General features: G+C 55.2%; 16 protein-coding genes. 12 read left to right on the top strand and 4 right to left on the bottom strand.

The features are described 5' to 3' along the window. Positions 1–31: 31 nt before the first annotated feature. The 3 genes from gntR (at position 32) to gntU (ending at position 3,045) form a co-directional block, all read left to right on the top strand. Positions 32–1,027 carry a gluconate operon transcriptional repressor GntR gene (gene gntR, locus LZ634_RS09480; RefSeq protein ID WP_234504346.1) on the top strand — a complete coding sequence of 332 codons (996 nt, stop codon included), beginning with the start codon at positions 32–34 and terminating at the stop codon, positions 1,025–1,027. 147 nt (positions 1,028–1,174) lie between these two features. Further along, entirely contained in the window at positions 1,175–1,708 is a 534-nt protein-coding gene (gene gntK, locus LZ634_RS09475; RefSeq protein ID WP_052282858.1) for a gluconokinase, read from the top strand. Beyond that, complete coding sequence (gene gntU, locus LZ634_RS09470) at positions 1,705–3,045, top strand: gluconate transporter (protein WP_052282857.1); 1,341 nt, start codon at positions 1,705–1,707, stop codon at positions 3,043–3,045. The genes gntK and gntU overlap by 4 nt, the downstream gene beginning before the upstream one ends. Positions 3,046–3,136: 91 nt before the next feature. Here gntU and LZ634_RS09465 read toward each other — a convergent pair whose 3' ends face one another. Then, entirely contained in the window at positions 3,137–3,730 is a 594-nt protein-coding gene (locus tag LZ634_RS09465) for a YhgN family NAAT transporter (protein WP_052282856.1), read from the bottom strand. Positions 3,731–3,964: 234 nt separating this feature from the next. Here LZ634_RS09465 and asd point away from each other — a divergent pair, with 234 nt between their 5' ends. The 6 genes from asd (at position 3,965) to glgP (ending at position 14,762) form a co-directional block, all read left to right on the top strand. Further along, positions 3,965–5,071 carry an aspartate-semialdehyde dehydrogenase gene (gene asd, locus LZ634_RS09460; protein WP_234504344.1) on the top strand — a complete coding sequence of 369 codons (1,107 nt, stop codon included), beginning with the start codon at positions 3,965–3,967 and terminating at the stop codon, positions 5,069–5,071. A gap of 252 nt (positions 5,072–5,323) precedes the next feature. Further along, the gene (gene glgB, locus LZ634_RS09455; protein WP_234504341.1) at positions 5,324–7,510 is read left to right on the top strand and encodes a 1,4-alpha-glucan branching enzyme; all 2,187 of its coding nucleotides are present in this window, start codon (positions 5,324–5,326) and stop codon (positions 7,508–7,510) included. A 2-nt stretch (positions 7,511–7,512) separates the two neighbouring features. Next, entirely contained in the window at positions 7,513–9,489 is a 1,977-nt protein-coding gene (glgX, locus tag LZ634_RS09450) for a glycogen debranching protein GlgX (protein ID WP_234504338.1), read from the top strand. 79 nt (positions 9,490–9,568) lie between these two features. Continuing rightward, the gene (gene glgC, locus LZ634_RS09445) at positions 9,569–10,864 is read left to right on the top strand and encodes a glucose-1-phosphate adenylyltransferase (protein WP_234504336.1); all 1,296 of its coding nucleotides are present in this window, start codon (positions 9,569–9,571) and stop codon (positions 10,862–10,864) included. Beyond that, the gene (gene glgA / locus LZ634_RS09440) at positions 10,864–12,297 is read left to right on the top strand and encodes a glycogen synthase GlgA (protein ID WP_234504466.1); all 1,434 of its coding nucleotides are present in this window, start codon (positions 10,864–10,866) and stop codon (positions 12,295–12,297) included. Before glgC ends, glgA begins: the two co-directional genes overlap by 1 nt. 17 nt (positions 12,298–12,314) lie before the next feature. Beyond that, positions 12,315–14,762 carry a glycogen phosphorylase gene (glgP, locus tag LZ634_RS09435; RefSeq protein WP_234504332.1) on the top strand — a complete coding sequence of 816 codons (2,448 nt, stop codon included), beginning with the start codon at positions 12,315–12,317 and terminating at the stop codon, positions 14,760–14,762. Between the two features lie 49 nt (positions 14,763–14,811). On the opposite strand, the gene glpD is transcribed toward glgP, so the two are convergent. Continuing rightward, positions 14,812–16,320 (bottom strand): glycerol-3-phosphate dehydrogenase, encoded by a 1,509-nt coding sequence (gene glpD, locus LZ634_RS09430; RefSeq protein ID WP_234504330.1) that lies wholly within the window; start codon positions 16,318–16,320, stop codon positions 14,812–14,814. Between the two features lie 201 nt (positions 16,321–16,521). On the opposite strand from glpD, the gene glpE reads away from it, so the two are divergent. The 3 genes from glpE (at position 16,522) to LZ634_RS09415 (ending at position 18,596) form a co-directional block, all read left to right on the top strand. Beyond that, positions 16,522–16,851: a thiosulfate sulfurtransferase GlpE gene (gene glpE / locus LZ634_RS09425; RefSeq protein WP_234504327.1), complete on the top strand. Its 330-nt coding sequence runs from the start codon at positions 16,522–16,524 to the stop codon at positions 16,849–16,851. A gap of 138 nt (positions 16,852–16,989) precedes the next feature. Continuing rightward, on the top strand, positions 16,990–17,820 hold the full coding sequence (glpG, locus tag LZ634_RS09420) for a rhomboid family intramembrane serine protease GlpG (protein WP_234504324.1): 831 nt from the start codon (positions 16,990–16,992) through the stop codon (positions 17,818–17,820). Positions 17,821–17,837: 17 nt separating this feature from the next. Then, on the top strand, positions 17,838–18,596 hold the full coding sequence (locus LZ634_RS09415) for a DeoR/GlpR family transcriptional regulator (protein WP_234504321.1): 759 nt from the start codon (positions 17,838–17,840) through the stop codon (positions 18,594–18,596). A gap of 60 nt (positions 18,597–18,656) precedes the next feature. Here the strand turns inward: LZ634_RS09415 and LZ634_RS09410 are convergent, their stop codons facing one another. Next, positions 18,657–20,024: a glycoside-pentoside-hexuronide (GPH):cation symporter gene (locus LZ634_RS09410; protein WP_234504318.1), complete on the bottom strand. Its 1,368-nt coding sequence runs from the start codon at positions 20,022–20,024 to the stop codon at positions 18,657–18,659. Positions 20,025–20,249: 225 nt separating this feature from the next. Then, positions 20,250–22,955: an HTH-type transcriptional regulator MalT gene (gene malT / locus LZ634_RS09405; RefSeq protein WP_234504315.1), complete on the bottom strand. Its 2,706-nt coding sequence runs from the start codon at positions 22,953–22,955 to the stop codon at positions 20,250–20,252. Positions 22,956–23,311 lie beyond the last annotated feature (356 nt).

Raw genomic sequence — 23,311 nt, 5'->3', positions numbered from 1 at the left:
AGCAATATTTCACCTTGCTTGCCTCTGGACGATGAAAAAGAAAAGACCCGTACTTCAGGATGTTGCCGATCGCGTTGGCGTGACCAAAATGACGGTTAGCCGTTTTCTCCGTAATCCGGAACAGGTTTCCGTAGCGTTGCGCGGTAAAATTGCGGCGGCTCTTGATGATTTGGGTTACATCCCCAATCGTGCTCCCGATATTCTTTCCAACTCCACCAGTCGCGCCATCGGCGTACTTTTACCGTCATTAACTAACCAGGTCTTCGCAGAAGTGCTGCGCGGCGTGGAAAGCGTCACTGACGCCTACGGCTACCAAACAATGCTGGCGCACTACGGCTATAAGCCGGAGATGGAACAGGAACGTCTGGAGTCAATGCTCTCGTGGAATATCGACGGCCTGATCCTCACCGAACGCACCCACACTCCTCGCACCCTGAAGATGATTGAAGTCGCTGGGATCCCGGTGGTCGAGTTGATGGACAGCCAATCGCCGTGCCTCGACATCGCCGTTGGCTTCGACAACTTTGAAGCGGCGCGCCAGATGACGGCGGCCATTATTGCCCGCGGCCACCGACACATTGCCTATTTAGGCGCGCGTCTTGATGAGCGTACTATCATCAAGCAGAAAGGCTATGAGCAGGCGATGCTGGATGCGGGATTAACGCCGTATAGCGTGATGGTTGAGCAATCATCGTCGTACACCTCGGGGATTGAACTGATGCGCCAGGCGCGTCGGGAATTCTCGCAGCTTGACGGCATCTTCTGTACCAACGATGACCTTGCGGTCGGCGCTGCATTTGAATGTCAGCGTCTGGGCCTCAAAATTCCTAATGATATTGCCATTGCCGGTTTCCACGGCCACGACATCGGCCAGGTGATGGAACCCCGTCTTGCCAGCGTCCTGACGCCGCGTGAGCGCATGGGCCGCATTGGCGCAGAGCGACTGCTGGCGCGCATCCGTGGTGAAGCAGTTACGCCAAAAATGTTAGATTTAGGTTTCACTTTGTCACCGGGCGGTTCTATTTAGCTCTGACAAATTTGAACTAGATCACACATATTCACTTAGAATTCACTTCCGGCACGAATGGTTATTGCTTATCCACTTGCCCGGCAGGACAATGTTACCGATAACAGTTACCCGTAACAATTCCTTAGTGCCCAACAGGAGGACGCCTTGAGCACGACTAACCACGATCACCACGTCTATGTACTGATGGGCGTATCCGGCAGCGGTAAATCTGCGGTTGCCAGCGAAGTCGCGCATCGCCTGAACGCTGCATTTCTGGACGGCGACTTCCTGCATCCACGTTGCAATATCGTCAAAATGTCCTCCGGTGAGCCGCTGAACGACGACGATCGCAAACCATGGTTGCAGGCACTGAACGACGCTGCATTCGCGATGCAACGCACCAACAAGGTTTCGCTGATTGTCTGCTCTGCGCTGAAAAAAGCGTACCGCGACATTCTGCGCGAAGGTAATCCAAATCTCTCTTTCATCTATATGAAAGGTGATTTTGAAGTGATTGAAAGCCGCCTGAAGGCGCGTAAAGGCCACTTCTTCAAAACGCAGATGCTGGTGACCCAATTCGAAACCCTGCAAGAGCCGGGCGCTGAAGAACGCGATGTGCTGGTGGTTGATATCGATCAGCCGCTGGAAGGCGTTATCGACAGCACGATTGAATTGATTAACAAAGGCCGTATCGCGTGACAACTCTAACGCTCGTTTTAACAGCAGTCGGTTCTGTTTTGCTGCTGCTGTTTTTAGTCATGAAGGCGCGTATGCACGCCTTCCTGGCTTTGATGGTGGTTTCTATTGGTGCAGGTCTGTTCTCCGGTATGCCGCTGACCAAAATCGCGGCCACCATGGAGAAAGGCATGGGCGGCACGCTGGGCTTCCTGGCGATTGTGGTCGCGCTTGGCGCAATGTTCGGCAAAATTCTGCATGAAACCGGCGCGGTCGATCAGATTGCCGTCAAGATGCTGAAGTCATTCGGCCATAACCGTGCGCACTTCGCGATTGGCCTGGCTGGCCTGATTTGCGCGCTGCCGCTGTTCTTCGAAGTGGCTATCGTGCTGCTGATTAGCGTTGCGTTCTCGATGGCGCGTCACACCGGTACCAATCTGGTGAAACTGGTGATCCCACTATTTGCCGGTGTCGCCGCTGCCGCGGCGTTCCTGGTCCCTGGCCCAGCGCCAATGCTGCTGGCCTCCCAGATGCACGCGGACTTTGGCTGGATGATCCTGATTGGCCTGTGTGCCGCTATCCCAGGGATGCTGATTGCCGGTCCGCTGTGGGGCAACTTCATCAGCCGTTACGTTGAACTGAACATTCCAGAAGACGTCACCGAGCCGCACCTGGGCGAAGGCAAAATGCCTTCCTTCGGCTTCAGCCTCGCGCTGATCCTGCTGCCGCTGGTGCTGGTCGGTCTGAAAACCGTTGCTGCACGCTTTGTGCCGGAAGGTTCTGAAGTTTATCAGTGGTTTGAATTTATCGGCCACCCGTTCACGGCGATTCTGGTTGCCTGTCTGGTTGCTATTTATGGTCTGGCGTTCCGTCAGGGCATGGCGAAAGATAAAGTGATGGAAATCTGCGGCCACGCGCTGCAGCCTGCGGGGATTATCCTGCTGGTTATCGGTGCCGGTGGCGTGTTCAAACAGGTGCTGGTGGACTCCGGCGTTGGCCCGGCGTTGGGCGAAGCGTTAACCGGGATGGGCCTGCCTATCGCGCTGACCTGCTTCATCCTGGCCGCAGCGGTACGTATTATTCAGGGTTCGGCGACGGTCGCCTGTCTGACTGCGGTTGGCCTGGTGATGCCTGTCATTGAACAGCTGCATTACAACGGTGCACAGCTGGCAGCACTGTCTATCTGTATCGGCGGCGGTTCTATCGTGGTGAGCCACGTGAATGACGCTGGCTTCTGGCTGTTCGGTAAATTTACCGGCGCTACCGAAGCACAGACGCTGAAAACCTGGACCATGATGGAAACCATCCTTGGTACCGTGGGTGCGATCGTCGGTATGGTGGCGTTTACGCTGCTGAGCTAATGCTTGTACCTAACCCGGCGCAGTGCCGCTGGGTTTGCTAAATTTTCGCCCGGGCTCACGTCAGTGACGCCCGGGCGAATTGTTTCTACGGCTATCCTTTCATCCACGCCCGAATACCGTCCAGGAACATCTGGGTGGCCATCATCACCAGAATCAACCCCATCAGACGTTCTAAGGCGTTGACGCCTTTCTCGCCCAGCAGGCGCAGGAATAGCGACGATTGCAGCAGAATGACCACCGTACCGCCCCAGGCAATCAGCAGCGCAATCACCAGATGCGACAGGTTATTGGGATACTGGTGCGAAAGCAGCATCAGCGTCGCTAACAGTGATGGCCCGGCTACCAGAGGAATCGCCAGCGGTACAATAAATGGCTCTTCACCCGCGGGTAAACCATTGCTGCCGCCCTCGGCGCTAGGGAAAATCATCTTGATGGCAATCAGGAACAAAATAATCCCGCCGGAGATAGAAACGGTCTCTGCGCTCAGGTTCAGGAAGGCGAGAATTTTTTCACCGGCGAACAAGAAAATGAGCATTATCAGCAGTGCGATTAAAAGCTCACGTATCATGATCGCCTTGCGGCGCTTGGGCTCCGTGTGTTTTAGCACCGACATAAAAATGGGTAAGTTTCCCAGTGGATCCATAATCAGGATCAATAAAACTGCGGCGGAAAAGATTTCACTCATCACTCATATTCCCTGATAATCGTTAAGGACTTTCTGCTTTACGCATCACCCAAGCCATGGATTCTGACGAGGGTAAATGTGGCCCCCAGGGTCGGGGGAATAAGTTGCATTTCTGATTGCTCTGCAATCATTGATTAATTTCACTTGCGACTTTAGCTGCTTTTTGTAATGTGATGGGATGGCCAGTGGGACTGGCAAGCATAAACAGCACACATATCTGCAGGAAAATACGCTATGAAAAATGTTGGTTTTATCGGCTGGCGCGGGATGGTCGGCTCTGTACTCATGCAACGCATGGTGGAAGAGCGCGATTTTGACGCCATTCGCCCGGTCTTCTTCTCTACCTCTCAGTTAGGCCAAGCTGCGCCAACGTTTGGCGGCAGCACTGGAGGTACGCTTCAGGATGCTTTCGATCTTGAAGCGCTGAAGGCGCTCGACATTATCGTCACCTGTCAGGGCGGAGATTATACCAACGAAATCTATCCGAAGCTTCGTGAAAGCGGCTGGCAGGGCTACTGGATTGACGCGGCCTCTTCGCTGCGCATGAAAGATGACGCCATTATCATTCTCGACCCGGTTAACCAGCAGGTGATCACCGACGGTCTGAACAACGGCGTGAAAACCTTTGTCGGCGGCAACTGTACCGTCAGCCTGATGCTGATGTCTCTGGGCGGTCTGTTCGCCAATGACCTGGTTGAGTGGGCTTCTGTCGCCACCTATCAGGCCGCTTCCGGCGGCGGCGCGCGTCATATGCGTGAACTGCTGACCCAGATGGGCCAACTGCATCAACACGTCGCCAGCGAGCTGGCAGACCCGGCTTCCGCCATCCTCGAGATCGAACGTAAAGTGACTACCCTGACCCGTAGTGGTGACCTGGCGGTAGATAACTTTGGCGTTCCGCTGGCAGGCAGCCTGATTCCGTGGATCGACAAACAGCTCGATAACGGCCAGAGCCGCGAAGAGTGGAAAGGCCAGGCTGAGACCAACAAAATTCTTGCGACCTCCTCGGTTATCCCGGTTGATGGCCTGTGCGTGCGCGTCGGCGCGCTGCGTTGCCACAGCCAGGCATTCACCCTGAAATTGAAAAAAGATATTTCCATAAGCTCTGTAGAGGAATTGCTGGCGGCGCATAACCCGTGGGCGAAAGTGATTCCAAACGACCGTGAAATCACCATGCGTGAGTTAACCCCTGCGGCCGTCACCGGTACGCTGACTACGCCAGTTGGGCGTCTGCGTAAGCTGAACATGGGGCCGGAGTATCTGTCTGCCTTCACCGTCGGCGACCAGCTTCTGTGGGGCGCCGCCGAGCCGCTGCGCCGCATGTTGCGCCAGCTGGCGTAAACATTTGTTCATTGATGAGGGGTGGCGATTCACCCCTTTTTTTTGCGTAATACAAGGAGTAAAACGCAGATATGTTTAATTTTCTATCAGGAGTCAGGTAAAGCGTTGGCTATGCTTTAATCAGGGTCTATCGCCTTGACTGAAGGTTGAATGGAGCTGAGAAAGCACTCTTCTTTGTGCTGCACCGTTCGGGTCACAAATGTCGCCATTTACATTGGATTGAGGCGATACAAAAACAAAGGATAATGAAACATGTCCGATCGTATTGATAGAGACGTGATTAACGCGCTAATTGCAGGCCATTTTGCGGATCCTTTCTCCGTATTAGGGATGCACCGAACGGAATCGGGACTGGAAGTCCGGGCATTGCTGCCCGACGCGACCGACGTTTGGGTGATTGAACCTAAAACCGGACATAAAGTTGGCAAACTGGAGTGCGTAGACGCACGAGGTTTCTTTTGTGGCATTCTGCCGCGACGTAAAAATTTCTTCCGTTATCAATTAGCTGTTGTCTGGCATGGCCAGCAGAACCTGATTGACGATCCCTACAGTTTTGGCCCATTGCTCCAGGAAATGGACGCATGGCTGCTGTCTGAAGGGACCCATTTACGCCCATATGAAACGCTGGGCGCGCATGCGGATACTATGGACGGCGTAACCGGGACGCGCTTTGCCGTCTGGGCACCCAACGCGCGTCGGGTCTCCGTGGTGGGTCAGTTCAACTACTGGGATGGTCGCCGCCATCCGATGCGCCTGCGTCGGGAATCAGGGATCTGGGAGCTGTTTATTCCCGGTGCGCACAACGGTCAGTTGTATAAATTCGAGATGATCGACGCCAACGGTGCGCTGCGGGTGAAGGCTGACCCGTACGCCTTTGAAGCGCAAATGCGCCCGGACACGGCCTCGTTGATTTGCGGCCTGCCGCCTAAGGTTGAACAGAGCGAAGAACGCAAAAAAGCCAACCAGTTTGATGCGCCTATCTCTATCTACGAAGTGCATCTGGGTTCCTGGCGTCGTCATACCGACAACAACTTCTGGCTGAGCTATCGCGAGCTGGCCGACGAGCTGGTGCCGTACGCTAAATGGATGGGCTTTACCCATCTGGAACTGCTGCCGATTAACGAGCATCCGTTCGATGGCAGTTGGGGCTATCAGCCAACGGGTCTGTTCGCGCCGACCCGCCGCTTCGGTACCCGCGAAGATTTCCGCTATTTCATCAATGCCGCACACGCCGCTGGTTTGAACATCATTCTCGACTGGGTGCCCGGTCACTTCCCGTCGGATGATTTCGCGCTGGCTGAATTTGACGGCACCAACCTGTACGAGCACAGCGATCCGCGCGAAGGCTACCACCAGGACTGGAATACCCTGATTTATAACTACGGCCGCCGCGAAGTGAGTAACTTCCTGGTCAGTAATGCCCTGTATTGGGTGGAGCGCTTTGGCATTGACGCGCTGCGCGTGGATGCTGTGGCATCGATGATTTACCGCGACTACTCTCGTAAAGAGGGGGAGTGGATTCCGAACGAATTCGGCGGGCGCGAAAACCTCGAGGCTATCGAATTCCTCCGTAATACCAACCGGGTGCTGGGCGAGCAGGTGCCGGGTGCGGTAACGATGGCGGAAGAGTCAACGGACTTTGCCGGTGTGTCGCGCCCTGCGGATATGGGCGGCCTGGGCTTTTGGTTTAAGTGGAACCTGGGCTGGATGCACGACACCCTGGACTACATGAAGCTCGACCCGGTTCACCGTCAGTACCATCACGACAAAATGACCTTCGGCATGCTGTACAACCACACGGAGAACTTCGTGTTGCCGCTGTCGCATGACGAAGTGGTTCACGGTAAGAAATCGATTCTGGACCGTATGCCGGGCGATGCGTGGCAGAAATTTGCCAACCTGCGCGCCTACTACGGCTGGATGTTTGCCTTCCCGGGGAAAAAGCTGCTGTTTATGGGCGATGAGTTTGCCCAGGGCCGCGAGTGGAACTTTGACGGCAGCCTCGACTGGCATCTGCTGGAGGGCGGCGATAACTGGCATAACGGGGTTCAGCGTCTGGTACGCGACCTCAACCTGACCTATCGCCACCATAAAGCCATGCACGAGCTGGACTTCGATCCGTACGGTTTTGAATGGCTGGTGGTTGATGATAGCGCCCGCTCGGTGTTTGCCTTTGTCCGCCGCGACAAAGAGGGCAACGAAATCATCGTGGTCAGCAACTTTACGCCGGTCCCACGCCATGATTATCGCTTTGGGATCAATCAGCCGGGCCGCTGGCGCGAAGTGCTCAACACCGACTCCGGGCACTACCACGGCAGCAACGCCGGCAACGGTGGCGAAGTGCGTAGCGACATGATTGAAAGCCACGGTCGCGCACAGTCGCTGAGCCTGACGCTGCCGCCGCTGTCGACTCTCTGGTTGGTACGGGAAGGGGATTGATAATGGGCCAGCTCGCAGCAGGGAAACCCGCGCCGCTGGGCGCCAGCTTCGACGGCGAGGGCGTGAACTTCACCCTCTTTTCAGCGCACGCGCAGCGGGTAGAGCTCTGCGTGTTTGACGCGCAGGGCAACGAGTTGCGCTATGACTTACCCGCGCGCAGCGGCGATATCTGGCACGGCTATTTGCCGCAGGCGCGTCCCGGTTTGCGCTACGGTTATCGGGTGCATGGCCCGTGGGATCCGCAGCAGGGCCACCGCTTTAACCCGGCAAAGCTGCTGCTCGATCCGTGCTGTTTCCGCGCGGAAGGCGATCCGAACGACGATCCGCGCTTTCATGGCGGCTTCGATGCGCCGGACAGCCGCGATACTGCGGAGATTGCGCCGAAATCAGTAGTCGTAGATCTGACCTACGACTGGCAGGACGACGCGGCACCGCGCACGCCGTGGGGCAAAACCGTTATCTACGAAGCGCACGTGAAAGGGCTGACCTATCTCCATCCGGGATTGCCGGAAGCGATTCGCGGCACCTATAAGGCGCTGAGCCATCCGCTGATGATTGCGTATTTCAAGCGATTGGGGATCAGCGCGCTGGAGCTGCTGCCGGTGGCGCATTTTGCCAACGAGCCGCGCCTGCAGGAGATGTGCCTGAAAAATTACTGGGGCTACAACCCGCTGGCGATGTTTGCGCTGGCGCCGCGTTATGCCTGCCAGCCTGAACGGGCGCTGGATGAGTTTCGCGATGCGGTGAAAGCGCTGCATAAAGCCGGCATCGAGGTGATCCTCGACGTGGTGTTAAACCACAGCGCCGAGTTGGATCTCAACTGTCAGACCTTCTCGCTGCGAGGGATCGATAACCGTAGCTATTATTGGTTAAGAGACGACGGCGACTATCACAACTGGACCGGCTGCGGTAACACGCTAAATCTCAGCCATCCGGGCGTCGTGGAATATGCCCGCCAGTGCCTGCGGTTCTGGGTCGACGTGTGCCATGTTGATGGTTTTCGCTTTGATTTAGCGTCGGTGATGGGCCGGACGCCGGGCTATCGCCAGGATGCGCCGCTGTTTAACGCCATTCATCAAGACCCGGTGCTCTCTGAGGTGAAGCTGATTGCGGAGCCGTGGGATATTGGCGACGGCGGCTATCAGGTGGGGAATTTCCCACCACCGTTTCGCGAGTGGAACGACCATTTCCGCGATGCGGTGCGTCGTTTTTGGCTTGAGGAGTCGCTTTCGCTGGGTGAGTTTGCCCAACGTTTCGCCGCCTCAAGTGATGTTTTTCAGCACCAGGATCGCCGCCCCAGCGCGGCTATCAATCTGGTGACGGCGCACGACGGTTTCACGCTGCGCGATTGTGTCAGTTTTAACGAAAAGCACAATGAGGCGAACGGGGAAGAAAACCGCGACGGCACGAGCAATAACCATAGCAATAATCATGGTATAGAAGGATTAGACGCGGATCCTGAGGTGATGGCGCGTCGGCAGGCCAGCGTTCAGGCGCTGCTGACCACGATGCTGTTATCGCAGGGGACGCCAATGCTGCTGGCCGGGGATGAACACGGCCACAGCCAGCAGGGGAATAACAATGCCTACTGCCAGGACAATGCTTTGACCTGGCTTGATTGGGAAAACGCGGATGATGGGCTGACGGAGTTTACCGCCGCCTTAATTCACCTGCGACAGCAGATCCCGGCCTTAACCCGCGATGAGTGGTGGCAGGAGGGCGACGGCAACGTGCAGTGGCTCAATCGGGATGGACAGCCGCTCAGCGCAGATGAGTGGCAGCACGGCGTGCATCAGATGCAAATCCTGCTTTCCCATCAGTGGCTGATGACGATAAATGCAACACAAGACGTGGCAAGTCTAACGTTACCCGTGGGGGAATGGCGCGCCGTTTCCCCCTTCGCCGGGGATGCTAACCCGGCGATCATGGATGTCTGGCATGGGCCCGCGCACGGAGTGTGCGTATTTCAAAGGTCATAGTCTCTGAATTACCCGGAACCCGGCGGTATCGCTGGGAAACCCTATTACCCGGAAGGACGAGCAACAAAAGGAGTTAATCATGGTTAGGCTAGAAAAAAACGATCCCTTAATGCTGGCTCGCCAGTTACCTATTAAATCCGTCGCCCTGATTCTGGCAGGCGGACGCGGTTCGCGGCTTAAGGATCTCACCAATAAACGGGCAAAACCGGCGGTCCATTTCGGCGGGAAATTCCGCATTATCGACTTTGCGCTATCAAACTGTCTGAATTCTGGGATCCGACGGATCGGCGTTATCACTCAATATCAATCGCATACCCTGGTACAGCACATTCAGCGCGGCTGGTCTCTGTTTAGCGAAGAGATGAACGAATTCGTCGATCTGCTGCCCGCGCAGCAGCGAATGCACGGTGAAAACTGGTATCGCGGTACCGCCGATGCGGTGACCCAGAACCTCGATATTATCCGCCGTTATAAAGCGGAGTATGTGGTCATCCTGGCTGGCGACCATATCTACAAGCAAGATTACTCGCGCATGCTTATCGACCACGTCGAAAAAGGCGCGCGCTGCACCGTGGCGTGCATTCCGGTGCCCATTGAAGAGGCACCGGCATTTGGCGTCATGGCGGTCGATGAGAACGAAAAGATTATCGACTTCGTGGAAAAACCGACAAATCCACCGGCGATGCCGGGTGATCCAACCAAATCCCTCGCCAGCATGGGTATCTATGTCTTTGATGCCGATTACCTTTATGAACTGCTGGAGCAGGATGATAGCGATGAAAACTCCAGCCACGATTTCGGCAAAGATTTAATTCCTAAAATCACCAAAGCTGGCGCGGCTTATGCACATCCATTCCCGCTGTCCTGCGTACAGTCCGATCCGCATGCGGAACCGTACTGGCGCGACGTGGGGACGCTGGAAGCCTATTGGAAAGCGAACCTCGATCTGGCGTCCGTGACCCCTGAGCTGGATATGTACGACCAGCACTGGCCTATCCGTACGCACATGGAGTCTCTGCCACCGGCGAAATTTGTCCAGGACCGCTCCGGCAGCCACGGGATGACGCTGAACTCGCTGGTGTCCGGCGGTTGTATTATTTCAGGCTCGGTGGTGGTGCAGTCGGTGCTGTTCCCCCACGTACGTGTGAATTCATTCTGTAACATTGATTCGGCAGTCTTATTGCCAGACGTCTGGGTTGGACGTTCCTCGCGCCTGCGCCGCTGCGTTATCGACAGGGCCTGCGTGATCCCGGAAGGCATGGTTATCGGTGAAGACGTGGAAGAAGATACGCGTCGATTCTACCGTTCAGAAGAAGGGATCGTGCTGGTCACGCGCGAGATGCTGCGGCAGTTGGGGTATAAACAGGAGCGATGATGCAGGTTCTACATGTTTGTTCAGAGATGTTCCCGTTGTTAAAAACGGGCGGCCTTGCGGATGTTATCGGCGCGCTACCGGCAGCACAAATTGCTGAAGGCACCGATGCACGCGTACTGCTACCGGCGTTCCCCGACATCCGTCGCGGGATCCCGGATGCCAAAGTGGTCGCCCGCCGCGAGACTTTCGCCGGGCGCATTACGCTGCTGTTCGGCCACTACAACGGGGTCGGCATCTATCTGATTGATGCGCCGCATCTCTACGATCGCCCAGGGAGTCCGTATCACGACACCAATCTGAACGCTTATCCCGATAACGTGAAGCGCTTCGCGCTGCTAGGCTGGGTGGGCAGTGAAATGGCCTGTGGATTAGATCCATTCTGGCGTCCGGATGTGGTGCATGCCCACGACTGGCACGCGGGGCTGGCTCCCGCTTACCTGGCGGCCCGCGGTCGCCCGGCGAAGTCGGTCTTTACCGTCCACAATCTGGCGTATCAGGGGCTGTTCTATAGCCACCATATGGATGAGATCCAGCTGCCGGGCGAATTCTTCAACATGCACGGGCTGGAGTTCCATGGACAAATTTCATTCCTGAAAGCCGGGCTTTACTACGCCGATCACATTACGGCGGTGAGCCCAACCTATGCGCGGGAAATTACCGAACCGCAGTTTGCCTACGGGATGGAAGGGCTGCTGCGCCAGCGCCATCGGGAAGGGCGCCTGTCGGGGATCTTAAACGGCGTGGATGACAACGTCTGGAGCCCGGAAAAGGATCTGCTGCTGCCCGCCAGCTACAGCCGCGATACGCTGGAGAAGAAGGCGGAGAACAAACGCCAGCTGCAGGTGGCGATGGGGCTGAAGGTGAGCGATACCGCGCCGCTGTTTGCGGTGGTCAGCCGTCTGACCAGCCAGAAAGGTTTAGATCTGGTGCTGGAGGCGCTGCCGGGCCTGCTTGAACAGGGCGGCCAACTGGCGCTGTTGGGCGCGGGCGATCCGGTTCTGCAACAAGGTTTCCTCGCCGCTGCCGCCGAACATCCGGGGCAGGTAGGCGTACAAATTGGCTATCACGAAGCGTTCTCGCACCGCATTATCGGCGGTGCCGACGTTATCCTGGTGCCGAGCCGCTTTGAGCCTTGCGGCTTAACGCAGCTGTATGGCTTGAAATACGGCACGCTGCCGCTGGTTCGCCGTACCGGTGGCCTGGCAGATACCGTTGCGGACAGCTCGCTGGAAAACCTCGCCGATGGCATTGCCAGCGGTTTTGTTTTCGAGGACAGCAACGCCTGGTCGCTGCTACGAGCCATTCGTCGTGCTTTCGTATTATGGTCTCGTCCTTCGCTCTGGCGCTACGTTCAGCGCCAGGCGATGAATATGGATTTCAGCTGGCAGGTTGCTGCGCACTCTTATCGTGAGCTTTATCAACGCCTGATCTAACTACGGGGATCTTAGTTATGAATGCACCATTTTCCTATGCATCACCGACCCTCAGCGTTGAGGCACTGAAGCATTCTATTGCCTATAAGCTGATGTTTATCATTGGGAAAGATCCGGCTATCGCCAACAAGCATGAATGGCTGAACGCCACGCTGTTTGCCGTGCGCGATCGCCTGGTCGAGCGCTGGTTGCGCTCCAACCGCGCCCAGCTTTCCCAGGAAACCCGGCAGGTCTACTACCTGTCGATGGAATTTTTGATTGGCCGCACGCTCTCCAACGCGCTGTTATCTTTAGGTTTGTATGAAGATGTCAAAAACGCGCTGGAAGAGATGGGGTTAGATCTGGAAGAGCTGATCGACGAAGAGAATGACCCCGGGCTGGGTAACGGCGGCTTAGGGCGCTTAGCGGCCTGTTTCCTCGACTCGCTGGCGACCCTGGCGCTGCCGGGGCGCGGCTACGGTATCCGCTATGACTACGGCATGTTCAAACAAAACATCGTCGATGGCCGTCAAAAAGAGTCGCCAGATTACTGGCTGGAATACGGCAACCCGTGGGAATTCCCGCGCCACAATACGCGCTACAAAGTGCGCTTCGGTGGCCGCGTGCAGATGGAAGGGAAAACCAGCCGCTGGCTGGAGACGGAAGAGATCCTTGCGGTTGCTTACGATCAAATTATCCCGGGCTATGACACCGACGCCACCAACACGCTGCGTTTGTGGAACGCGCAGGCCAGTAGCGAAATCAACCTCGGTAAATTTAACCAAGGCGACTACTTCGCCGCGGTAGAAGATAAAAACCACTCGGAAAACGTGTCGCGGGTTCTTTATCCGGACGACTCGACCTATTCCGGGCGTGAACTGCGTCTGCGTCAGGAGTACTTCCTGGTATCGGCGACGGTGCAGGATATTTTAAGCCGCCACTACATGTTGCATAAAACCTATGCCAACCTGGCGGACAAAATAGCCATCCACCTGAATGACACCCACCCGGTGCTGTCGATTCCAGAGCTGATGCGCCTGCTGATTGATGAGCATAAGTTTAGCTGGGACGAGGCCTTCTCAGTGGCTTGTCAGGTCTTCTCCTACACCAACCACACGTTGATGAGTGAAGCGCTGGAGACCTGGCCGGTCGATATGTTGGGTAAAATCCTGCCGCGCCACCTGCAGATTATCTTCGAGATTAACGACTACTTCCTGAAGACGCTGCAGGAGCAGTATCCGAATGATACCGGCCTGCTGAGCCGTACTTCTATCATCGACGAGTCGAATGGCCGTCGCGTGCGTATGGCGTGGCTGGCGGTAGTGGTGAGTAAAAGGGTGAACGGCGTTTCCGAGCTGCACTCCAATTTGATGGTGCAGTCGCTGTTTGCCGACTTTGCCGCTATCTTCCCGATGCGCTTTACCAACGTCACTAACGGCGTGACGCCGCGTCGCTGGCTGGCGCTGGCGAACCCGGCGCTCTCCAACGTGCTGGACGAGAATATCGGCCAGACCTGGCGCTCCGATCTCAGCCAGCTCAGCGAGCTGGAGCAGCATATTGATTATCCGAAGGTTAATCAGGCAGTGCATCACGCCAAGCTGGAAAATAAAAAGCGCCTCGCGAACTTTATTGCCCAGAATCTGAACGTGGTGGTGAACCCAACGGCGCTGTTCGACGTGCAGATAAAGCGTATCCACGAGTACAAACGTCAGCTGATGAATGTGCTGCACGTGATTGCTCGCTATAACCGCATTAAGGCCGATCCGAGCGAGAGTTGGGTGCCAAGGGTCAATATCTTCGCTGGTAAAGCCGCATCGGCCTACTACATGGCGAAGCATATTATTCATCTGATCAACGATGTGGCGAACGTTATCAATAACGATCCGCAGATTGGTGACAAGCTGAAAGTGGTCTTTATCCCGAACTACAGCGTGAGCCTGGCGCAGATGATCATCCCGGCGGCGGATCTTTCTGAACAGATCTCGCTGGCGGGGACCGAAGCGTCCGGGACCAGTAACATGAAGTTTGCGCTCAACGGGGCGTTAACGATTGGTACGCTGGACGGCGCTAACGTCGAGATGCAGGAGCACGTCGGGGCGGAAAACTTCTTTATCTTCGGTAATACCGCCGAGGAGGTGGAAGCGCTGCGTCGTAAGGGCTACAGCCCGCGTGATTACTACGAGCAGGATGCCGAGCTGCGCCAGGTGCTGACGCAAATCGCCACCGGTGCGTTTAGTCCGAACGAACCGGGACGCTACCGTGATTTGGTGGATTCTCTGATTAACTTTGGCGACCACTATCAGGTGCTGGCCGACTTCCGCAGCTATGTGGACTGCCAGGATAAGGTGGATGAACTGTACCGCGAGCCGGAGCAGTGGACCAACAAAGCGATGCATAACATCGCCAATATGGGCTACTTCTCCTCGGACCGTACGATTCAGGAGTATGCCGAGAACATCTGGCATATTGAGCCGGTGAAGCTGTAAATAGCAACGGGGCCATTTGGCCCCGTTTTTTTATCATCAAATTACGTCATTAAGACGCCAGCGACAGCTCAGGCTTTCCCAGCGTTTTCACCAGCCATTCGCTGATACGTGACTGCTGTTCGGCGTTCAGCCACATACCCTGCTTGGTACGACGCCAGATGGCATCGTCCAGACGACGCACCCATTCGTGTTGCACCAGATAGCGCAGCTCGGCTTCATAAAACTCATGGCCGAAATCTTCCCCCAGCCCGGCAACATCGCGCGCATCGCCGATAATCAGTTCGCTGTTGCTACCGTAGGTGCGGGCATAGTGGCGCGCCAGCGATTCGGTGATGAACGGATAGCGGCGACGTAGCTTCGCGGCGTAGTCATCGCGATCGCTGCCAATCTCACCGCCGGGCAGGACCGCGCCTTTGGTCCACGCCGGTCCGATGCCGTGATAGTACGGTGCCAGTTTCTCCAGCGCGTGTTCTGCCAGCTTACGGTAGGTGGTGAGCTTGCCGCCGAATACCGACAGCAGCGGTGCTTTGCCGTGGTCATCATGAATATCCAGCGTATAGTCGCGGGTGATGGCCTGCGGTGAGTCGGATTCATCGTCGCACAGTGGGCGTACGCCCGAGTATGTCCAGACGATATCTTCGCGGGCGAGCTGCTTTTTAAAGTGGCCGTTGTAAACCTTCAGCAGGTAGTTAATCTCGCTTTCATCGATCTCAACGTTCTTCGGATCGCCCTGGTATTCGACGTCGGTGGTGCCGATGATGGAGAACTCATCCATCCACGGGATCACAAACACGATGCGCTTGTCTTCGTTTTGCAGAATGTAGGCCTGTTTTTGCGTGTGTACGCGCGGCACCACAATGTGGCTGCCTTTAATCAGGCGAATACCGTACGGTGACGGCAGCTGCATGCCATCATCAAAGAACTGTTTCACCCACGGGCCGGTAGCGTTGACCAGACCGCGAGCCTGCCAGCAGAAGCGCTCTCCGCTGTCGATATCTTCGGCTTCTACAATCCACAGACCGTTTTCGCGTTTGGCGGAGATGGCGCGCGTACGCGTGCGAACTTCACCGCCTTTCTGTACCACCATTTGCGCGTTGGCTAACACCAGGCGGGCATCGTCTACCCAGCAGTCGGAATATTCGAAACCGCGCACGATTTCCGGCTTCAGGACCGATTCTGCGCCAAAACGCACACCGGTAGAGGCGGGCAGGCTGGTGCGCTTACCCAGATGATCGTACATAAACAGGCCGGTACGGATCATCCACGCCGGGCGCAGATGCGGACGGTGCGGCAGGCGAAAACGCATCGGAATGGCGATGTGCGGGGCCATTTTCAGCAGTACTTCACGCTCGGCTAGCGCTTCGCTGACCAGACGGAATTCATAGTGCTCAAGGTAGCGTAGACCGCCGTGGATAAGCTTTGAGCTGGCGCTGGATGTGGCACACGCTAGATCTCTGGCTTCCAGCATCAGCACGGATAGACCACGTCCCGCCGCGTCAGTCGCAATGCCTGCGCCGTTGATGCCGCCACCTATCACAATCAGATCTTTGGTTTCCATTATTGCTACCTCAAGGACTTTCGTTATAGCTCATCAATGTTCGTTATCGCTCATAATAGCAAGTAAACGCGCTTTTGGTAACATAGAAAAAACATTTTAGAGTGATGTGCATAACATATTGGCGTTTACGTGGCGTGACGACGTACACTTGGCGGTAAAATGTCGTCAGCAAGACACCTGCCATAATGATAAGAGAGCACCATGGATCAGTTTGAATGTATTAACGTAGAACAGGCGCACCAGAAGCTGCAGCAGAAAGCGGCCGTGCTGGTGGATATTCGTGACCCGCAGAGCTATGCCGTTGGCCATACGCCGGGCGCGTTTCATCTGACGAACGACACGCTGGGCGCGTTTATGCGCGATAACGACTTTGAAACGCCGGTTATGGTGATGTGCTATCACGGCAACAGCAGTAAAGGCGCGGCGCAGTACCTGCTTCAGCAGGGTTATGACCAGGTTTACAGCGTGGACGGCGGCTTTGATGCCTGGCATCGCCACTTCCCGGCAGAGGTCGAACACGCGGTATTTTAACCACCGCGCGTTTGCCGTAGCGATTTTTACCCTCAATACCGCCTGCTAATGGGCGGTGATAGTGTCGCGTTGCAACCTATCCGTCAGGGTTTGGGTATATACTGTCCTCTTTTGTGTGGAATAGAAGCGACCTGCTGTATGTTGATGATCACCTCTTTTACCAACCCTCGCGTGGCCCAGGCCTTTGTGGACTATATGGCGACGCAGGGCGTTATTCTGACTATCCAGCAGCATGAGCGTAGCGATATCTGGCTTTCCGATGCCTCGCAGGAGGCACGCGTTCGCGCAGAGCTGGAACAATTCCTCGATAACCCGGCCGACCCGCGCTATCTGGCGGCGAGCTGGCAGTCCGGGCAAACCAATAGTGGCCTGCACTATCGTCGTTTCCCATTCCTGGCAACCCTGAAAGCCGGAGCGGGCCCGGTGACGATGAGCGTCATGGCGGCCTGCATCCTGGTGTTTATTCTGATGAGCGTGGTGGGCTCGCAGCCGGTGATGCTGATGCTGGCCTGGCCGTACGATGATTCGCTGAAATTTGAGGCCTGGCGCTACTTTACTCATGCTTTAATGCATTTCTCCTTCATTCATATCCTCTTCAACCTGCTATGGTGGTGGTACCTCGGCGGTGCGGTAGAAAAGCGCATCGGTAGCGGTAAGCTGGTGGTGATTACCTTAATCAGTGCACTGCTGAGCGGCTTTATGCAGCATCAGTTCAGCGGCCCGTGGTTTGGTGGTCTATCCGGCGTGGTTTATGCCTTGATGGGCTATGCCTGGCTGCGCGGTGAGCGCGACCCGCAAAGCGGTATTTTCCTGCCGCGCGGGTTGATGATGTTCTCGCTGATTTGGCTGGTGGCCGGATGGTTTAATGTATTTGGCATGTCGATTGCGAACGGCGCACACATCACCGGGCTGGTGATTGGGCTGGCAATGGCCTTCGTCGATACGCAGAATGTGCGAAAACGAGCATAATTTTCCAGGGATTCATCATGAAACAAACACAACGTCATGACGCGATAATCGAGCTGGTAAAACTACAGGGTTACGTCAGCACGGAAGAGCTGGTGGAACATTTCTCCGTCAGCCCGCAGACGATTCGCCGCGATTTGAACGACCTTGCTGATCAGAAAAAAATCCTGCGTCATCACGGCGGGGCTGCGCTGCCATCGAGCTCGGTGAACACGCCGTGGCACGACCGTAAGGCGACGCAAACGGCTGAAAAAGAGCGGATTGCCCACAAGGTTGCCAGCCAGATCCCAAATGGTTCTGCGCTGTTTATTGATATCGGCACCACGCCGGAAGCGGTGGCGCATGCGCTGTTGAATCACAGCGATTTGCGTATCGTGACCAACAACCTCAATGTCGCCAACACGCTGATGGTGAAAGACGATTTCCGCATTATTCTGGCGGGCGGCGAGCTGCGTAGTCGGGATGGCGGCATCATTGGCGAGGCGACGCTGGACTTCATTTCTCAGTTCCGCCTCGACTACGGAATTCTGGGGATCAGCGGTATCGACAGCGACGGTTCGCTGCTGGAGTTTGATTATCATGAGGTGCGCACCAAGCGCGCGATTATCGACAATTCTCGTCACGTGATTCTGGTTGTCGACCATTCGAAGTTTGGCCGTAACGCGATGGTGAATATGGGCAGTATCAGCATGGTGGACGCGGTGTATACCGACGTTCTTCCGCCGCCGGGCGTGATGCAGGTGATTGCTGAAAATGAGGTGCAGCTGGAGCTGTGCTAAAAGAAAGGGCGCTTACGAAGCGCCCTTTTTGTTGCGCCTCCCGAGGAGGCGATGATGGCTTTATGACATCTGCTGCTGGAATCTTCCTTCGCTCAGATCGGCCACGATAGCGTTCATGCGGTCTTCAGTCAGGCGATAGTAGCGGATAGAAACTGCAGTAATCAGGTAGAAGATAGCCGGCAGTACCGTAAACAGGATTAACACCCCACGGATAGCTTCTGCTGATTGCTGTTCAACGCCCGCTTGATAGCCGTAAAACGCCAGCCCCCAACCGGTCAACGCGCCGCCGATAGCGACACCCAGTTTGATAATGAAAATGTTGGCCGCCACGTTCATCCCCGTAATGCGGCGCTGAGTTTTCCATTCCCCGTAGTTATTGGCATCGGTGATCATCGACCACTGTAGCGGGGCGTTAATCCCTTGCAGAATATTGAGGATAATGTGGACGATAAACGCCGGGATCCAATAATCTGAAGGCAGTACGAGGAAGGCTAAGCCAAATAAAGCGCTGAGGACGTTCACCCACACCGAAGCGCGGATTTTACACATCCATGAACCGACCTGTTTAGCCATCAGGCTGCCCACGACGGCGGCAACGGTGGTTGCCAGCATAAACAGGGAAATAATACTGCTGCCCTGGTGAAGAATATATTGTACGAAATAAACCAGCAGACTGCCGCGCACCACAACACCGCAGAGCATAGCCAGGTTATATATTGACAGGACCCGCCACTGATCGTTTTTCATCAAAATACGCACGTCGCGTAAAATGTTCAGATTCTCTTCTTTCACCGGCGTAATTCGTTCACGGGTGGTCATAAAGCAAATCAGGAACATAATGCAGCCAATGACCCCGAAAATGCCCATAGCCCACTGCATACCGGTGGCTCTGTCACCCGGTGCGATGAGATCGGCCAGTGGCAGGATAAGCGCGGTACCCATGGCTCCGCCAATTGGCGCAACGGCAAAACGCCAGGACTGCAGAGACAGGTTTTCTTTTGGATCGGCGGTAATTGCGGCACCCAGCGAGCAGTAAGGAATATTAATTGCCGTATACATTAGAGTCATAAATATATAGGCCACAACGGCGTAGACAATTTTCCCTGTTTGTTCAAAATTTGGTGTGGAATATACCAGCACGCAGCTTACGGCAAACGGAACACAGATAATTAATAACCATGGGCGGAAACGCCCCCAGCGACTTTTGGTCTGATCGGCAATGGCTCCCATAATCGGATCGGTAATGGCATCCAATACCCTGACGACTAAAAATAATGTCCCCATGACCGCCGGGGGTAAGCCATAAATGTTCGTATAGAAATAAGCAAGAATAGCAACTGAAGAATCAAAAACGATATGGCTTGCGGCATCGCCCAAACCAAAGCCAAATTTCTCTTTATTACTGATTTTTCCGGTTAATGCCGACATAGGTTCACCTGTTTATTATTACGTGCCAACATACGACATCATTTATAAAAGGTGACGGTGAACCTGAGTATTCTAATTTTTCACTTTGTAGTTATGTTAATTCTCTATTGTGACACAGCTATCTCTTTGTCATTCATTGGGCGGCGGGTGGTGTTGAGAATATTTGAGGGGGTGATGTTTACCCGGCTGACATCGTAAGGATGCCAGCCGGGTTAGGCGTAACGGCTAGACTCCGTAACCCATCATCTTCAGCAGTTTCTGCGCATGCTGTACCGCATCCTGACGATGCGCCACGCCAAGCTTCTGATACAGGTTACGGATATGCGTTTTGATGGTGGTTGCGGCGACATCGAGTTCGCCGGCAATCTGCTCATTGCTGTAGCCGGAATAGATAAGCCCCAAAACCTGCCACTCACGCTGGGTGAGAGGGCTGGTGCGGATAAGCTCCGGTACTTCCGGGTGGTTAAGCAAGCGCTCCACGAAGCTCTCATCGAAGTGGGCGAACTTATGCCGATGATGCTGGTTAATTTCGCGCAGAATGCGCTGGGCACGGTGCTGGTCAAGCTCCGGCAGCGTATTCAGTTGGATCAACTGACGCAGCTGCTGCGCCATGGCTTCACCTTCAATCACGAAGTGGCTGATAAACCCGGTGCGGTTTGCTAATTGCAGCGCTTCCAGCAGCATACGCTGGGCTTCGTTCTTATTACCGGACTGCCAGTGCAGCTGATTAAGCAACAGCAGGTTGCGGTTGAGATCGCTCATCAGACGCAGCGAACGGGCGTTTTCGTTGAGCTCTTCCAGCACCATTTCGGCAGAATCAAATTCACCGAGTAAAATCTGTACCCGGGCGATATTGCGCCATTGGCCCTGCAAGAAGTGGTTATTGGCAAATTCAGGTTTCGGGGTATGGCGAAGCCAGTTGGCGGCGGACTTTTTGTCGCCGACCATCTGCCAGTAAATCACCCGGACTTTGTCTGCGTTGGAGACCCAGTCGCTGTGATACGCGCCGTTGCCCAGTAAATTCTCGAGACGATTCAGGTGATTGCGAGCGTTGTCCAGATCGCCACGCGCCAGCGAGCACTGAACCTGCAAGGACAGACACTGAAGCTGTTGCTGCGGCTGGAAACTGCTGAGTACTTCAATGCCGGTGCGAGCAGCGGCTTCCGCTTCGTCGAGACGCGCCCACGCCCACAGTAGCTGTGAACGAATACGCAGCAGGAACTCATGCATCGGCAGCTGTTCAAGATGCTGTTCGCGGATCAGCTGGAAGCCTTTCTCCTGACATTCCCACGCGGCCTGTAGGAAGCCCTGGGCGAACAAAATTTCGCTTTGCTGGATAAGGCTCCACAGCGCGTAGTGCCAGATATCGTGACGACGCGCCATTTGTTCGGTTTGCTGCATCACCGCGATGGATTGACTCAGTAGCCCTTTGCAGTGCAGCACCTCGCCATGTACCGAGGTGGCGACGATGCGGCTATAGAAATTAGCCAGCGGCAGCTCTTCCAGCGCGACGGTTGACAGGCGCTCCGCTTCATCCTGATCGCCGTCGTTGATGGCGACCTGGGCGCGCAGGGCGTTGAAATCACCATGCAGCGATGCGTCCATTTCTGAGGTCATTTCCTGCTCGGCGCGGGCCAGCAGGGTATTCACTTCGCTGTAGCGGTGCTGGCTTTGCATCAGCCAGGCCTGTAGCAGCACCAGGCGCGGGTTCTCCAGCAGACTTTGCCACGGCAGCGCAGAAAGCGACTCTTCGAGCAGCGTCAGTTCGCTGTGGTGGAACAGTCCCCACGCGTGGTTTAGCAGAATGTCGCGCAGCATTTTCGGATCACCCGCGGCCAGCGCGTGGTGAATGGCTTCGCTTGGGAAACCTTGTGCCATCCAGCTTTCTGCGGCGGCACGGTGAATTTCCGGCAATTCGGCCGCCAGTTCCCACTGGCAGCGCTGACGCAGGAAGCTGCAAAACAGCGGATGGTAGTTGAACCATTCGCCGGAGTTATCCATGCGTTGCAGAAACAGCCCCTGGCGCTCGATCTCTTCGAGGCGCATTTGGCCGTTTTCTTCGCCGGTGACGCGGGCGATAAGCGAGTCGTTCATCGAGCGCAGCAGCGAGCTTTTCAGCAGGAAGTTACGCGTCTCCCGATCGACGTTATCGAGGACTTCATCGACCAGATAATCAGACAGGTGGCTGGCATTAATTCCCGCCAGACGACGTGCAGAGTGCTGGGTGGCGTTATTACGTTGACGGGCAGACAGCGCAATCAGCTGTAGCGCGGTGGCCCAGCCGGCGACGTCGTCACACAAACGGCTGCTTTCCGCCACTTCAATCGGCGAGGCTAAGCGGCAGTCAAAAAATTGTTTGGTTTCGGCATGCGTGAAAGAGAGCTGTTGGCTACCCACTTCCAGCAGTTGATCGCGCACGCGCAGGTTGGCAATGCCAAGCTGCGGTAGGTTACGCGACAGCACAACCAGCGTGAGATTCTCCGGCTGGTGGCGCAGGAAAAAACGCATCGCATCGTGGATCACCGGATTGGTGATCAGATGGTAGTCATCAATGACCAAATAGAGCGGACGCTGCCATTCGCTGAGTTCAATGAAAAGCTGAGAGAAAAGGGAGCTCAGGCTGGCGTACTGGCGCTTTTGCACCATGTTTTCGCTGGCCTCGCAATGGCCGCCCGTCGCCTGCTGAATTGCAGCGATCAGGTAGCTGGCAAAACGCTCCTGCTGGTTGTCACCTTCATCAAGTGAATACCAACCGAGATCGCTCATCCCTGCCGCCCATTGTGACACGAGCGTGGTCTTTCCATAGCCAGCCGGACTGGTTATCAGCGCCAGACGATAATTGTTCGCGCCTGAAAGTTTCGCCAATAGCCGCTCACGAACCACCGTGTGTTCGAGACGGACTGGTCGACTTAGTTTTGACGGAATCAACATAGCTAATCACTTCACTGTGAGGATTGGAAAACGAGATTTTTTTTGCGCTTCGTAATTAATCCATACAAAGGTCGGTCAAATAGCTATGTATTGCAAGTTATGTCCCGTTTTCATGCTTGCGAATTTGCTATATGTCACAATTCTTTATATTTGATGCCATCTTCGTATTATGCCTTGCAGGGTGCGAAAATGCTGACTTCCGTAAGTGTTTGTAGTTACAAATGAAATAGATTATCGGTAATTTGCCGAATAAAACTCGCTTAAAGATGTTTCATACCAGGTAATTTTCCGTAGAAACAATACGTATTAAATTGTTGCGTATTTTCGTTGAGAAATAGGGTGATGCTGCCAACTTA

This window comes from Kluyvera intermedia (genome assembly GCF_021440345.1).
Classification (GTDB): domain Bacteria; phylum Pseudomonadota; class Gammaproteobacteria; order Enterobacterales; family Enterobacteriaceae; genus Kluyvera; species Kluyvera intermedia_A.
This window is presented reverse-complemented; position numbering and strand designations above follow the sequence as displayed.